15 protein-coding genes are annotated in these 14,187 nt (G+C 72.0%); 4 read left to right on the top strand and 11 right to left on the bottom strand.

Annotation, left to right across the window (positions count from 1 at the left end; genetic code table 11):
• Positions 1 to 53: 53 nt before the first annotated feature.
• Positions 54 to 233, bottom strand: coding sequence for an antitoxin (locus ACIBO8_RS25150; RefSeq protein WP_364711368.1), 180 nt, complete (start codon positions 231 to 233; stop codon positions 54 to 56).
• Positions 230 to 2,179, bottom strand: a complete 1,950-nt coding sequence (gene malQ / locus ACIBO8_RS25145) for a 4-alpha-glucanotransferase (RefSeq protein ID WP_396117707.1) — start codon at positions 2,177 to 2,179, stop codon at positions 230 to 232. The genes ACIBO8_RS25150 and malQ overlap by 4 nt, the downstream gene beginning before the upstream one ends.
• 97 nt (positions 2,180 to 2,276) lie before the next feature.
• Between malQ and ACIBO8_RS25140 the strand changes: the two genes are divergently transcribed.
• Positions 2,277 to 2,531, top strand: a complete 255-nt coding sequence (locus ACIBO8_RS25140) for a hypothetical protein (protein WP_396117706.1) — start codon at positions 2,277 to 2,279, stop codon at positions 2,529 to 2,531.
• A 23-nt stretch (positions 2,532 to 2,554) separates the two neighbouring features.
• Positions 2,555 to 3,799: a chitosanase gene (locus tag ACIBO8_RS25135; protein ID WP_396117705.1), complete on the top strand. Its 1,245-nt coding sequence runs from the start codon at positions 2,555 to 2,557 to the stop codon at positions 3,797 to 3,799.
• Positions 3,800 to 3,846: 47 nt separating this feature from the next.
• Here ACIBO8_RS25135 and ACIBO8_RS25130 read toward each other — a convergent pair whose 3' ends face one another.
• From ACIBO8_RS25130 to ACIBO8_RS25120, 3 genes are all read right to left on the bottom strand, one after another.
• Positions 3,847 to 5,073 (bottom strand): family 16 glycosylhydrolase, encoded by a 1,227-nt coding sequence (locus ACIBO8_RS25130; RefSeq protein ID WP_396117704.1) that lies wholly within the window; start codon positions 5,071 to 5,073, stop codon positions 3,847 to 3,849.
• Between the two features lie 107 nt (positions 5,074 to 5,180).
• Positions 5,181 to 6,239: a carbohydrate-binding protein gene (locus ACIBO8_RS25125; protein WP_396117703.1), complete on the bottom strand. Its 1,059-nt coding sequence runs from the start codon at positions 6,237 to 6,239 to the stop codon at positions 5,181 to 5,183.
• A gap of 98 nt (positions 6,240 to 6,337) precedes the next feature.
• Positions 6,338 to 6,721, bottom strand: coding sequence for an ATP-binding protein (locus ACIBO8_RS25120; protein ID WP_396117702.1), 384 nt, complete (start codon positions 6,719 to 6,721; stop codon positions 6,338 to 6,340).
• A gap of 64 nt (positions 6,722 to 6,785) precedes the next feature.
• Here ACIBO8_RS25120 and macS point away from each other — a divergent pair, with 64 nt between their 5' ends.
• Both macS and ACIBO8_RS25110 read left to right on the top strand, forming a co-directional pair.
• On the top strand, positions 6,786 to 7,910 hold the full coding sequence (gene macS, locus ACIBO8_RS25115) for a MacS family sensor histidine kinase (RefSeq protein WP_396117701.1): 1,125 nt from the start codon (positions 6,786 to 6,788) through the stop codon (positions 7,908 to 7,910).
• 30 nt (positions 7,911 to 7,940) lie between these two features.
• A complete protein-coding gene (locus ACIBO8_RS25110; RefSeq protein WP_396117763.1) occupies positions 7,941 to 8,570 on the top strand; it encodes a response regulator in 630 nt (209 codons plus the stop codon).
• A 3-nt stretch (positions 8,571 to 8,573) separates the two neighbouring features.
• Here the strand turns inward: ACIBO8_RS25110 and ACIBO8_RS25105 are convergent, their stop codons facing one another.
• The 6 genes from ACIBO8_RS25105 to aroA form a co-directional block, all read right to left on the bottom strand.
• Positions 8,574 to 9,131, bottom strand: a complete 558-nt coding sequence (locus ACIBO8_RS25105) for a DUF5709 domain-containing protein (RefSeq protein ID WP_396117700.1) — start codon at positions 9,129 to 9,131, stop codon at positions 8,574 to 8,576.
• Between the two features lie 9 nt (positions 9,132 to 9,140).
• The gene (locus tag ACIBO8_RS25100) at positions 9,141 to 9,914 is read right to left on the bottom strand and encodes an ATP-binding protein (protein WP_396117699.1); all 774 of its coding nucleotides are present in this window, start codon (positions 9,912 to 9,914) and stop codon (positions 9,141 to 9,143) included.
• 144 nt (positions 9,915 to 10,058) lie between these two features.
• Entirely contained in the window at positions 10,059 to 10,958 is a 900-nt protein-coding gene (locus ACIBO8_RS25095; RefSeq protein ID WP_396117698.1) for a hypothetical protein, read from the bottom strand.
• Between the two features lie 51 nt (positions 10,959 to 11,009).
• Positions 11,010 to 11,813, bottom strand: coding sequence for a histidinol-phosphatase (hisN, locus tag ACIBO8_RS25090; protein ID WP_396117697.1), 804 nt, complete (start codon positions 11,811 to 11,813; stop codon positions 11,010 to 11,012).
• 20 nt (positions 11,814 to 11,833) lie between these two features.
• Entirely contained in the window at positions 11,834 to 12,916 is a 1,083-nt protein-coding gene (gene rsgA, locus ACIBO8_RS25085) for a ribosome small subunit-dependent GTPase A (RefSeq protein ID WP_396117762.1), read from the bottom strand.
• A complete protein-coding gene (aroA, locus tag ACIBO8_RS25080; protein ID WP_396117696.1) occupies positions 12,889 to 14,172 on the bottom strand; it encodes a 3-phosphoshikimate 1-carboxyvinyltransferase in 1,284 nt (427 codons plus the stop codon). Before aroA ends, rsgA begins: the two co-directional genes overlap by 28 nt.
• Positions 14,173 to 14,187: the final 15 nt, after the last annotated feature.

Below are 14,187 nucleotides of genomic sequence, written 5' to 3'. Positions count from 1 at the left end.
GTCCTTCCGTTAGCGAACACCCATCAGCTTCCCGGCAGCGGCCTGCGAAAACCTCAGGGCCGGGTGTCGCCGTCGCCGGTACGCTTCTGGGCCTCGTCGACACCCCGGTCGATCTGGTCGGTGTACTTGTGCCCGGTCCGCTTGTCGACCTCGTCGCCGAGCTTCTCGAGCACCTGGTCCACCTGCTTGTCGTGCTTGTCGGCGAACTCCTTCGCCTTGTCCAGGAAGCTCATCGGGCACCGCCCTTTCTCGCGCTCAGCACGTCGGCGACCCGCGCCACCCGCGGGTCCGCCACGATCTGTTCCAGGCTAGTGCGCAACGGCATGCGCCAGTTCGGGTACTCGTCCGTCGTACCGGGCAGGTTCGGCTGGTCGAGCTCGCCCAGCACGTCGTAGAGGGCCGCGGTCACGAACCGGCACGGCGTCCGCGCCAGGAACTCGTGCATGGCGACGACGATCTCCTCCGGCGTGCTCGACGCCGTGATCAGGCCCTCCTCGGTGAGGCGGGCGAGGAGCTTTCCACGGTCCTTCTCCGCGTACGCCCGCTCGTCCTCCACCGGTCCGACGAGCTGGCCCAGCTCGGCGCGGACGCGGACCTGCTCGCCGGCCAGGAATCCGGCCGCGGTCGGCAGGTCGTGAGTGGAGATGCTGGCCAGCGCGTTACGGGGATAGCGGGCGGCGGGCAGGTAACCCTCGTCCGGATCGTTCTTGTAGTCCCGGGTGAACCACAGCACCGCCGAGCCGAGCATGTTCATCTCTTCCAGCGTCTTCGTCATCACCGGCAGCACCGTGCCCAGGTCCTCGCCGATCACCACGGCGCCCGCCCGGTGCGCCTCCAGCGCGAGGATGCCGAGCATCGCGTCCGGGTCGTAGTGCACGTACGTACCCTCGTCCGGCCCCATGCCCGGTGGCACCCACCAGAGCCGCCACAGGCCGGCGACATGGTCGACGCGCAGCCCACCGGCGTGCCGGAAGATGCGGCGCAGCATGTCGCGGTAGGCCGCGTACCCGGTCTCGATGAGCTGGTCGGGCCGCCACGCCGCCAGCCCCCAGTCCTGCCCGAGCTGGTTGAACGCGTCCGGGGGCGCGCCCGCGTGCACGCCGGCCGCCAGGACGTCCTGCAGCAGCCAGCCGTCCGCCCCGCTCGGGTCGATGCCCACGGCGAGGTCGTGCACCACGCCGACCGGCATGCCCTGGGCCCGCGCGGCGTCGTTGGCGGCGTCGAGCTGCTCGTTGAGCAGCTGCTGCAACCACACGTGGAAGGCCACGCGGTCGCCCTTGCGGGCCGCGCGCACCTCGGCCGTGTCCGGCCGGCGGAACTGCTCGGGCCACTCCTGCCAATTGGCGCCGTGCTCCTCGGCCAGCGTGCAGAAGACGGCGAAGTCGGTGAGGCCGGGGTCGGCGTCGAGGTCGACCTCGCCGGCCAGCGGCCACAGCAGCTCCAGGGCCGCCCGCTTGGCCCGCCACACGGCGCTGTAGTCGATCAGCCCGTCCGGCGTCGGCTCCGGCTTGAGCGCGTCGACCCGTTCCCGCAGCGTAGGGTCCGCGCGGCGGTAGGCGTCGGTGTCGGCGACCCGCAGATACAGCGGGTTCGAGAATCGCCGGCTGGACGGCGAATACGGCGACGACGGTACGGGCTCCGTCGGCGTGATCGCGTGCAGCGGGTTGAGCAGGACCAGCCCCGCACCGTGGCTGCCCTCGACGAACGTACGCAGGTCCCCGAGGTCGCCCATGCCCCAGGACGCGTCCGAGTGCAGGGAGTAGAGCTGAACCATCCACCCCCACGTCTCCGGAGGCTCCGGCAGCCGCGGCGGCACCACGACCAGCGTCACGTCCTGCCCGCCGGTGCGCAGCCGGTGCCAGCCGAGCGGGAGGTCGTCCGGGAGCCCGGTCACCTCCCGGGAGGTGCCGTCCTCCAGCACCACCGTGCCGACTCCGGGCAGCGGGCGGGCCTCGCCCTGCTTGACGACCACGGTCCCGGGCAGGCGCTGCTGTTCGCGCGCCGCCCGGACGGCGGCCAGCTCCCGCGCTATCGACTCCGGCGTCGTGGCGTCGACCCCGAGCAGGCCCAGCACCCCGATGACCGATTCGGTGGCCACGTCGCGGCGCTCGCGGTGCCAGTCCTCGTACCAGGTCGCCACCCCGTGCGCCTCCGCCAGTGCGGTCAGCTCAGCGTCCACTCACGCCCCCTCGTCGTCGGTGCTCTTCCGCATACCCTGCCCTGAAAGTCCTAGTCCCGGGAGGCGGGTCTTGCGAGGGCGGGCCAGACTTGGGCACATGTCTTCTGCAGTGAAGTGGTGGGCCCGGCTCAGTGCGGCCGTCACGGGCGCGGTCCTGACCCTCGTGGTGCCGGTGCACGCCTGGGCGGCGAGCAAGGGCGTCGACGGGCTCGCGGTGGAGGCCGCGAAGTATCGCCGCCGGCGCAGCGGCTTCGGCTTCTTCCCGATCGTCGGCGGTCTCTGCTGCCTGCTGGTGGTCGGCGGCATCGTCCTGGCGGTCGTCCTGATTTCCCGGAACCGCAAACGCCGCTGAGCCCCCGCCCCTACCTTCGAGGAGTGGGGATTCGGGCGAAAGCGGTCGCGCTGGGGGTGGGGGTCGCTGCCCTGTGCACCGTCCCCCTGGTCATCACGATGACCGCCGACGCCGCGCCCGACGTGCTGCTCTCCCGCAACCACGCGGTCCTCGCCTCGAGCGCCAAGGACGCCGCCCGAACCGCGATCATGGCGGTGGACGGCGACACCACCACCCGCTGGACGTCCTCGACGCCGGCCGGCACCCAGTGGCTGCGCCTCGACCTCGGCCGGCAGCAGGCGGTCACCCGGGTGCGGCTGCTGTGGGATTCCGCGTACGCCCGGGCGTACCGTCTGCAGCTGTCGCCCGACGGCGTCCGCTGGACCGACCTGACGCGGGTGACCGGCGGCGACGGGGGCACCGACGACCTGAAGCGGCTCAGCGGATCGGGGCGTTTCCTGCGGCTGCTGGCCACCCAGCGGGCCTGGGCGTCGGGCTATTCCCTGCGGGAGCTCCAGGTGTACGGACCCGGCCCGGCCGTCAAGGCGACGCCCGTGACCAGCGCACCGACGTCGGTGCCCGCGATCGCGGCGGGACTGGCCGACCCGCGTAAGAAGGAACGTGCGTTCGAGCTCGTCTCCAGCGCGGAGAATTCGACGCTCGACTGGCGCGGCCAGTTCGGCTACATCGAGGACATCGGCGACGGGCGCGGCTACACGGCGGGCATCATCGGCTTCTGCTCCGGCACGTCGGACATGCTAGCGGTGGTCACCGAGTACACCGAGCGCTCGCCGGGCAACAAGCTCGCCAAGTATCTGCCCGCCCTGCGCGCTGTCGACGGCTCGGCCTCCCACGCCGGCCTCGACCCGGGCTTCCCGGCCGCCTGGAAGGCCGCCGCGGCCGACCCGGTGTTCCAGAAGACGCAGGAGGACGAGCGGGACCTGATGTACTTCGACCCCGCGGTCACGCTGGCGACCTCGGACGACCTGCGGGCGCTGGGCCAGTTCGCGTACTACGACGCGGCGGTGATGCACGGCATGTCGGGGCTGCGCGACATCCGGGCGGCGGCGATGCGCGTCGCCAAGACTCCCCAGCAGGGCGGCGACGAGACCGTCTGGCTCAACGCCTTCCTCGACGCCCGCGTCGCCGAGATGCGTACGGAGGAGGCACACAGCGACGTCTCCCGCGTCGAGACCGCCCAGCGCGTCTTCCTGCGCGCCGGCAACCTCGACCTCAACGCCCCGCTGACCTGGCACGTCTACGGCGACAAATACGCGGTCGCTTCCTGACAGCCGAAAGGCCGGTAGCTCCGGCGAGCCACCGGCCTTTCCTCAGATCAGGCCTTCGTCCATTTCTGGTTGGTGGTCCCGCCGCAGTCCCAGAGTTGAAGCTGGGCGCCGTTGGCGCTGTTCCAGTCCTTGACGTCGACGCAGCGGTTGGCCGAGACGTTCACCAGGTCGCCCGCGGCCGAGAGCGTGAATCTCTGCACCGCGTTGCCGTTGCAGGTGACGAGCTGGATCGCGGTGCCGTTGCCGAGCGCACCGCCGGCCGGGTCCATGCACTTGCCCATCGCGCGGAGCGTGCCGTCACCCTCGAACGACCACTTCTGGGCTGCGGAGTTGTTGCAGTCGTACATCTGCAGCCGCGCCCCGTCCACCGCGTTCGCCCCGGGGATGTCGATGCACCGGCCGCTGAAGGTGGACTTGAGCGCCGAGCCGGTGCCGCCGCCGTCGTTGTTCCACGCCGAGACGCGGACGTAGTCGACGAGCATCGTCTGCGGGAACTGGGTCGTGCCGTCCGGGTAGCCGGGCCAGTAGCCGCCGACCGCGACGTTGAGGATCATGAAGAAGTTGTGGTCGAACACCCACTGGTCGCCGCCGAGGTTCGACGGGGTGACGCGGAAGTACTCGGTGCCGTCGAGGTACCAGACGATCAGGTTGGGGGACCAGTCGACCCGGTAGGTGTGGAAGGCGTCGCCGAGCGGAGCGCCGATGGTGCGGTTGCCGCCGATGCCCTCGGCTCCCGAGTAGCCCGGTCCGTGCACGGTGCCGTAGACGGTGTTCGGGGCGTTGCCGACGTTCTCCATGATGTCGATCTCGCCGGTGTTCGGCCAGCTGTTGCCGCCGAGCATCCAGAACGCCGGCCAGATGCCCTGGCCCTTCGGGATCTTGATGCTGGCCTCGAAGCGGCCGTACGCCTGGCTGAACCTGTCCGCGGTCAGGATGCGGCCGGACGTGTACTGGCACGTGCCGTAGTGGCATTGGTAGTTGGCGGGGTTCTCACGCCGCGCGGTGATCGCCAGGTGACCCTGGCCGTCCTGGCGCACGTTGTTCGTCGAGTTCGTGTAGTACTGCTGCTCGTTGTTGCCCCAGCCGCTGCCGCCGATGTCGAACTTCCATTTGGCGGGGTCGACCGAGGCGCCGGCCGCCCCGTTGAACTCGTCGGACCAGGTGATGCCGCCGATCGCCGCGGCGGCCGTGTCGTTGCGGGAGACGGCGGCCAGGCCGCCCGAGACAGTGACCGCGACGACCGCCGCGGCGAGCAGAAATCTCGCTCTGCGCATGGGGATGTGCCTCCGGGGGAAGAGGTTTGTAAATATTTAAGCAGTGTTTACAAATGCACTGCTGCCAGTCAAGGGAGACTGGTTCCGGAACCCCCGGAGAACACTTTTTACAACTTCTTGAACAGCTTCGGCAGCTTGGTCGGCTCCCAGCCGGGCAGCGCCGTGTGCGCCTCCAGCACCTCGTAGAGGTCGCCCTTGAACTTGACGACGTCACCCTTCGCGTAGACGGTGAACGCCTTCCAGTCCTTCGCCTTCGGCTTCGGCGCGGTGGTCGGCGCAGCCGTCGTCGGCTCCGGCGCCGGCGAGGTGGAGGTCGCCGGCGCGCTCGTCGGCGCGGTGGTCGGCTCCTCGGCCGGCGGCGTGCTCGGGTCGTCCGACGGCGGGGTGGTGGGGTCTTCCGAGGCCGACGAGGACGGGGTCGGAGTCGCGTCGTCGTCCGCGGCCTCGACCTTGACGGAGTCCACGACCATCCGCGCCGGCAGGTCGGCCTCGTCGGCGTCGGTGACCACGAGGGTCAGCACCAGCCGGAACGGCTGATCCGTCTCCCCGCGCGGGGCCGCCACCTTGCGGACCGTCTCGTCGTCGACCGACAGCGTGATCGAATCCGCCGTCCAGCTCACCGCGTAGGTGTGGAAGTCGTCGTCCGTGACGGCGTCCGCGAGCAGATCGATCGTGCCGGAATCCGGACGGCCCGAGCCGAACAGCGCGAGCACCGGCCGCACGCCGTCGCCCTCGGGCACCCGGACGCGTGCCTCCACCCGGCCGGCCTCCTGGCGGAAGACGTTGCGGCTGACCAGCCGCGCCGAGGTCAGCCCGCTGCGGTCGCCCTCGCGGGCGGTGATCACGAGGTTGCCGTCGCCGTCCAGGTGGGCGTTGCGCGTGTTGTCCCGGAAGGTCAGCCCGTTGTCCAGCCGGCCCGTGTTCAGGAACCACTTCTGCGGGTCCACGGTGCTGCCCTCGCGGCCCCGGAACTCGTCGACGAACCGGTCCGACGACAACGTGCGGTTGCGGTTCCAGCCGGAGCGGTTCCACTCGGACGCGTCCGCGCTGTCGTTACGGGTCGGCAGCCAGATGGCGGTGGCCAGACCGGCGGTCGCGACCGCGAGGGTGACGACGAGTCGGGGACGCAGCCAGGCAGGCTGCTGCTGCGCGCTGTGTCGCGGCACGGGGGGACCTCCGGGGGCGGTGAGGCTGTTGCGTCACAGAGACCTAAGAAGATTCCCACGGAAAGGTCAAGTACTCGTCCGTGGAACCATAAGAACATTCAGATTTTCTCATTACCCGTACGGCTGGAGATGCGTACGGCCGTACCCTCGGGGCCGGTTTTGATCTCGAATGTGTCGGTGAGCTCCCGGACGAGATAAAGGCCCCAGCCGCCCGGCTCGTCGGGAGCGGGCTTGTCCGGGCGGATCGCCCCGAGACCGGCGCCGTGGTCTGTGACCTCGCAAATCACCCGGTCCTCGGTGCACCAGACGGCGACGTGTCCCGTGCCGCCGCCGTGCCGTACGGCATTGGTCAGCAACTCGTTGACGGCGACGACGAAATCGGCCAGCCGGTCCCCGCCCAGCCCGGATTCACCGGCCCGGGACGCGACGACATGCCGCAGCGCGGTGACCCGGCCGCGGTCGAACGCCTCGGAAAGGAGCAAATCAGCGATGACTCCGACGGTAAGCGAAGCCTGATCATTTCGCTGGATGAGTAGGGTCTGCCCCATGGCGGAAACGAGTGGGCTGCAGACCCCGCTGTGGCGCGCGATCGCCGTGTACCGCATCGCCGCGCTCGTCTACGTCGCCATCCTCGTGGTCCGCAACGTCGGGGCGTACGAGCGGCCGATGCTCGCCTGGCCGGTGCTCGCCCTCACCGCCGGCTGGACGGTCTTCACCACGTACGCGTACGCCGTACCGGCCCGCCGAAAGCCGCCGCTGCTCATCGCCGACCTGCTCGTCACCATGGCCGTCATGGCCTCCAGCGCCTGGATCGTCGGCCCCCAGGCGCTCAAGGACGGCAAACCCACCCTGGCCGTGGCCTGGCACGTCGCCCCCGTCATCGCCTGGGCCGTCGCCGGCGGCCGCCGCTGGGGCATCGTGGCGGCGCTCGCCATGGGTGCCACCGACCTGGTGGTGCGCAACCACTACGACCAGGCCGCCTTCACCGGCACGGTGCTGATGCTGCTGGCCGCCCTGGCCGTCGGTTACCTGGTCGGCATCGCCGAGGTCTCCCAGCGCCGGCTCGAACGGGCCATCCAGCTCGAGGCGGCCACCCGGGAACGGGAACGCCTCGCCCGCGACATCCACGACTCCGTGCTGCAGGTGCTGGCCCTCGTCAAGCGCCGCGGCGCGGGCCTCGACGGCGAGGCGGGAGAGATCGCCCGGCTGGCGGGGGAACAGGAGGCGGCGCTGCGCACCCTGGTCACCGGACGCGCCACGGAACCCGTCGACGAGGGCGCCGACGTCGACCTGATGACGCTGCTGGATCCGTACGCGTCAGCAACGGTCTCGGTCGCCGCACCCGCCGGAGCGGTCCGCCTGCCGTCCCGAGCCGCCACCGAGATCGCCGCGGCCGTCGCCGCGGCGCTGGACAACGTGACCCGGCACTGCGCGCCGGACACGAAGGTGTGGGTGCTGGTCGAGGACGAGCCGTCATCGGTGACGGTGAGCGTGCGGGACGACGGGTGCGGCATCGCGCCCGACCGCCTCGCCGAAGCCGAGTCGCAGGGCCGCCTCGGGGTCGCCCAGTCCATCCGGGGACGCATGTCGGATCTGCACGGCACGGTCCGGATCACCTCGGCGCCCGGCCAGGGGACCGAGGTCGAGCTGACCGTTCCCCGCACGCCGTAAGGCTAGGGTGATCGCGTGGCGATCAGGGTGATGGTGGTGGACGACCACCCGATGTGGCGCGACGGCGTGGCTCGCGACCTGGCGGCGGCCGGCTACGAGGTGGTCGCGACCACCGGCGAGGGACGGCAGGCGGTGCGCATCGCCGGCGCCGCCCGGCCCGACGTGGTGGTCCTCGACCTGCAACTGCCGGACATCTCCGGCGTGGAGGTCATCAACGGGCTGCTGGCGGCCGTGCCCGGCGTACGGGTCCTGATGCTCTCGGCCAGCGGCGAGCAGCAGAGCGTCCTCGACGCGGTGAAGGCGGGTGCGTCGGGCTACCTGCTGAAGTCGGCGGGGCAGGCGGAGTTCCTGGACGCGGTGGGCCGTACGGCCGCCGGCGACACGGTCTTCACGCCGGGGCTCGCGGGGCTGGTGCTGGGCGAGTTCCGGCGGCTGGCGGTCGAGCCCGCGGGGGACGACGGTATGGCCCCGAAGCTGACCGAGCGGGAGACCGAGGTGCTCCGGCTCGTGGCCAAGGGGCTGTCATACCGTCAGATCGCCGAGCGGCTCGTCCTGAGCCACCGGACCGTGCAGAACCACGTCCAGAACACGCTGGGCAAGCTCCAGCTGCACAACCGCGTGGAGCTCACCCGCTACGCGATAGAAAAGGGCTTGGACTGACGTTCAGCGGTAGTTAGGGGCGTTCGTCTCGTGCATGGCGGCTTCCTCGGCTGAAGCGCCGCCGCCGGCCGCTCCCGCGTCGTACGCGACGCTGTCCGGCTCGTCGTCGGTGCCGTAGCCCTCGTCCGGCTCCACGAGGCGGCCCACCGGCCGCGGGGAGTCGTCGTCGAGCTGGCCGTCGTCGTAGAGGGAGACCGGGGAGTTCGGGTCGGAGGTCGGGCTCTGGCCCCACACGTCCGCGTCCAGGCGGCGCTGCTCCGGGTCGTCGACCGTCTCGTCGTACGGGTCGCGGCGCGGCGGGAGCGGGTCCTCGGCGCCGACGTCGGGCTCCTCCTGGCGCAGGCGGTAGTCGAGCGATTCGCCCTCGCGCTGCTCCTCCGCGGTGTCGCCGTAGCGGTTGGAGCCGCCCGGTCCGACGCCGGGAAGCGCCGCCGGGTCGGGGCCGTCGGACCAGCGGGGGCTGTCCACCTCGTCGTACGCGTTCGAATCGTCGTCCGCGGTGCCGGGCAGGCCGGACGCCTCCGGGTCGGAGACCTCGGTCGGGAAGTCGTCGTCTCGCATACCCGCTGCTTACCCCCGGGTGTGGCCGGCCATGCCTGTGCTCGGCACATCGTCGGCCGGCTCGTCGGTGCCGTCGAGGGACGCCCACACGACCTTGCCGCCGGGGACCTCCAGGCTGCCCCAGCTGTGGGCCACGGAGTCGATCAGCAGCAGCCCGCGGCCGCCGTACGAGGTGACCGGCACGGGCTCGCCGCTGAAGCGGGGCAGGTGCGGGGAGCGGTCGCGGACGGCCACGGTCATCCGGGCGCCGTGCAGGCCCAGCAGGACCGTCATCGCCGTACGGGCGTGCGCGACCACGTTGTTGACCATCTCGGTGACCACGATGCACGCCGGGCCGGCCATGTCCGCCAGCTCCCAGCGGGCGCAGGCCTCGGTCACGAGCTCCCGGGAGCGCCGCGCCGCGCCCATGACCGGTTCCAGCGCGGCCGTCAGGAAACGTTCGGGGGCGGGCGTGCCGAGCGCCGTGAACGCCTCTTCGGGCGTGGGCCAGATCGGCAGGCCGGCGTCGTGCCACGCCGCGGTGTCGCCGGTGGCGCACAGGGCCAGGTGCGCACAGGGCCAGTCGGACGTTACCGCGGCGACGTCCCGCAGCACGGCGACCGCTTCCGGGTGGCCCACGGCCAGGTCGCGGACGTCGACGACGAGCGCCTCCGGCTGACCGGCGAGAACCTCGAGGAGGGCGGAGCGCACCGCGGGAGCGGAATCGGCGTCGAGCATCCCGGCCAGCCGGACGACCGGATAGGTCTGCCCGCCGTCGACCAGGTGTTGGACCTCGCTCGGCATGATCACTCCATTGTGCCTAACACGTACGGCTTTCGCATTCCCGCGAGATCTCGGAACTTTAGGATGATTTGCGGCATTTGTTGCATAAGCGAAGCATGGTCATGCGCTCGATGTACCCCGCGGGCTGCGGCTCATGCACGGATCTCAACGGGCAGCCGGGTGGAGGCGGGCACGTTCGGCGCGCCGGCCGGACGGCGGCCGGGCGGTCGCGTGGTGGTGCTGCGGCTCGGCGTACCTGGTCAAGGCGATCACCGCGGCGAGCGTGACGACGAAGCCGGCCGCGGCCAGCCACTCGCGGCCCGGCTGAATCCGGTCGCCGAGCAGCAGCAGGCCGACGACGGCGGCCGGGACCGCCCCGGCGGCGTCCATGGCGGCGACCGCGGCGGTGGTCGACCCCCGCTGCATCGCGAGGCCGAGCAGGAGCTGACCCACGAGCGAGTGGGCGATCAGCAGGTAGAGCAGCGGGTTGGTGCAGAAGCCCGCGAAGGACTCCTCCACCGCCAACGGGCGGGCAGCGATCGCCGCCGCCGAGAACGCGATGCCGGCCAGGGAGCCGAGCGCGACGGAACCCATCGCGCCGTGCAGCCGTACCGCGAAGAAGCCGAGCACGGCGATCACCGCGACCGCGACCGCGAGGCCGACCACCCCGGCGGTCCCGAGCTGGCGCGAGTGCGCCGGCTGGGCCGACAGGACCAGCGCGGTGATGCCGCCCAGCAGCAGCGCGAGCAGGGCCACCTCGGCGACCGGCAGGGTCCATTTCAGCACCAGGACGCCGAGCACCGCCGTGACGCCGAGGCCGGCCGCCACGCTCGCCTGCACGAGGAACAACGGCAGGTCGCGGCGCGCCATGAACGCGAGAACGAAGCCGAGCACCTGACAGAGCAGCCCGAGCAGATACGTACGGTGACAGGCGAGCCGCACGAGCAGCTGAGGATCGAAGGTGTGATGGACGCTGGTGCGCGCCGCCGCCATGGACTGCAGCAGGTTCGCCACCCCGTACGCGGCGATCATCGCAGCGAGGAAGAGCCAGCCCGCGGACATCACCTGAGCGAGGATAGACCAGCTTCCGAGGCGTCCGGAGGCCGAACGGCCCCCTCAGGCCCGGCCGCGGGCCAGCCGGGCGAGGATCTCCTCGTGCAGGTGGCCGTTCGTGGCGATGGCGCTGCCGTCGCCCGGCGCCCGCTCCCCCGCCAGGTCGGTGAAGGTGCCGCCGGCCTCGGTGACGATCGGGATCAGCGCGGCCACGTCCCAGAGCGACAGCTCGGGCTCGACCATGACGTCCAGCGCACCCTCGGCCAGCAGCATGTAGCCGTAGAAGTCCCCGTAGGCCCGGCTGCGCCAGGTGGCACGCATGAGGTCGAGCACGGGCTCGAGGTAGCCGCCCTCCTCCCAGCCGGAGAGGCTGGAGTAGCAGAAGCTGGCGTCGCCGAGCTTGCTGACCCCCGACACCGAGATCCTGGTGGCGGCCCGCTGGTGCTTACCCGCGTACGCGCCGTGCCCGACCGCTCCCCACCAGCGGCGACCCAGGGCCGGCGCGGAGACCAGCCCGGCGACCGGCCGCTCACCCTCCATGAGCGCGATGAGCGTGCCCCACACCGGGACGCCGCGGATGAAGTTCTTGGTGCCGTCGATCGGGTCGATCACCCAGTGCCGGTTGCCCGCCCCGGCCGGCGCTGTCGAGCTGCCGAACTCCTCGCCGATGACGCCGTCGCGCGGACGGGCGCGGGCCAGCGTCGCCCGGATCGCCTGCTCGACGGCGGTGTCGGCGTCCGAGACCGGGGTCAGGTCCGGCTTGGACTCGACGTGCAGGTCGAGGGCCCGGAAGCGGGCCGTGGAGATCGAGTCGGCGGTGTCGGCCAGCAGGTGGGCGAGCGCGAGGTCGTCGGCGTACGAAGCCATGCGGGCAAACTAGCCGATCGTCACTCGCTCTGGTCGCGCACGTCCAGCTCGCCGGCGCGGCTGCTCAGAAGCCTTCGGTACGACGCCAGCCGCCGCTGATCGGCCTTGCCCCCCGCCACCCACGCGTCCAGGGCGCAGTCCACGTCGCCCGCCGCGTGCCCACAGTTGGGCGGGCAGTCCACCGTGCCCTCGACCAGGTCGGGGAAGCCGTGCAACAGGCTCTCGGCGCTCACGTGCGCGAGCCCGAAGCTCCGGATCCCGGGCGTGTCGATGATCCAGCCCGGGTCGCCCTTCTTCTTGACCCGCGGCAGGCGCAGCGCCACCGCGCTCGTCGACGTGTGCCGCCCCTTGCCCACCGCGCTGACCACGCCGACCGCTCGCAGCGCGTCCGGGACCAACCGGTTCACCAGCGTGGACTTGCCGACGCCGGAATGCCCCACCATGACCGAGATGCGGTCGGCGAGGTGCTCGCGCAGTTCGCCGAGATCGCTGTCCGGCTGCACCAGCACGTACGGCAGGTCGAGCTCGGTGTAGTAGTCGAGCACCGCGGCCGGGCCGGCGAGGTCGGCCTTGGTCAGGCACAGCAGCGGGTCGATGCCGGCGTCGTACGCGGCCACCAGGCACCGGTCGATGAAGCCCGTGCGCGGCGGCGGGTCGGCCAGCGCGCTGACGATCACCAGCTGGTCGGCGTTGGCCACCACGACCCGTTCCAGCCGGCCCTCGGGCGTGGTGTCGTCGTCGTCCGCCGTACGCCGCAGCACCGAGGTGCGCTCGGCGATGCGCACGATGCGGGCCAGCGCCCCGGGCGCCCCGGAGACGTCACCGACCAGCGCCACGCGGTCGCCGACGACGACGGACTTGCGGCCGAGCTCGCGGGCGCGCATCGCCGTGACGATCTCCGCCTCGCTCTCGGCGTCCTCGCGCACGCACCCGTAGCGGCCGCGGTCCACGGTGATCACGAGGCCGTCGACGGCGTCCTCGTGCTTGGGCCTGGTGCGGGTACGCGGTCGCGACGACCGGCCCGGACGGATCCGGACGTCGTCCTCGTCGTACTCCCGTTTGCGCGCCGGCAGCGTCAGCCCCCCGTCACCAGGCCGGCCCAGAGCTCGGGGAACTCGGGCAGGGTCTTGGACGTACACGCTACGTCCGTGAGCATGATCCCCTCCACGGCGAGGCCGATCACCGCGGCGGCGTGGGCCATGCGGTGGTCCGCGTACGTCTCGAAGGCGGCGGCGCGCAGCGGGTGGGGAGTGATGTCGAGGCCGTCGGCGTGCTCCACCACTCCGGCGCCCACCTTGTCCAGCTCCCGGGCGAGCGCGGCGATGCGGTCGGTCTCGTGGCCGCGGATGTGCGCCACGCCGCGCAGCGACGACGGCGAGTCGGCCAGTGCGGCCAGCGCGGCGACCACCGGCGTGAGCTCGCTGACCTCGGACAGGTCGGCGTCGATGCCGTGCAGCCGGCCGGTGCCGCGCACGGTGAGCCCGTCGTCGCCCTGGCTCACCTCGGCGCCGAGCCGGATGAGCAGATCGCCGAGCACGCCCACCGGCTGCCAGCTGTCGCGCGGCCAGCCCGCCAGCGTCACCGTGCCGCCGGTGACCATGGCGGCCGCGAAGAACGGCGCCGCCCCGGACAGGTCCGGCTCGATCTGCCAGCTCCGTCCGCTCAACGGGCCCGGCTCGACGGTCCAGACGTCCGGCGCGCTGTCGTCGACGACGGCTCCGGCGGCCCGCAGCATGTGCGTGGTCATCCGCAGGTGCGGCGCGGACGGCACGGGCGGTCCCTCGTGGCGCAGCACCAGGCCCTTGGTGCAGCGCGGGGCGGACAGGAGCAGACCGGACACGAACTGGCTGGAGCCCGACGCGTCGATGACCGCCGTGCCGCCCTCGAGTGTGCCCGTGCCCCGGACGACGAGGGGGAGGCCGCCGCTGGGCGAGGCGTCGATGTGGGCGCCCAGGGATCTCAGCGCCTCCACGATCGGGCGCAGCGGCCGGTTGCGGGCGTGCGGGTCGCCGTCGAAGGTGACCGTTCCCTCGGCCAGCGCGGCCACCGGCGGCGCGAAGCGCATCACGGTGCCGGCCAGGCCGACGTCCACCGTGGCCGGACCGCGCAGGGGCCGCGGCTCGACCGCCCAGACGTCGCCCTGCGACGCGTCGATCGTGGTGCCGAGCGCCCGCAGCCCGTCGGCCATCAGCGTGGTGTCGCGAGCCCGCAACGGCCGGTGGATCCGCGAGGGACCGTCGGCCAGGGCGCTGAGCACCAGGGCGCGCGCGGTCATCGACTTGGAGCCGGGCAGCCGCACGGTGGCGGTCACCGGCGCCTGGGCGAGGGGCGCGGTCCACGGCCGGGCTTCTGCGGTCACGGCCCCATTCTGCCG

Source organism: Actinoplanes sp. NPDC049681 (genome assembly GCF_044465265.1).
Lineage (GTDB): Bacteria > Actinomycetota > Actinomycetes > Mycobacteriales > Micromonosporaceae > Actinoplanes.
This window is presented reverse-complemented; position numbering and strand designations above follow the sequence as displayed.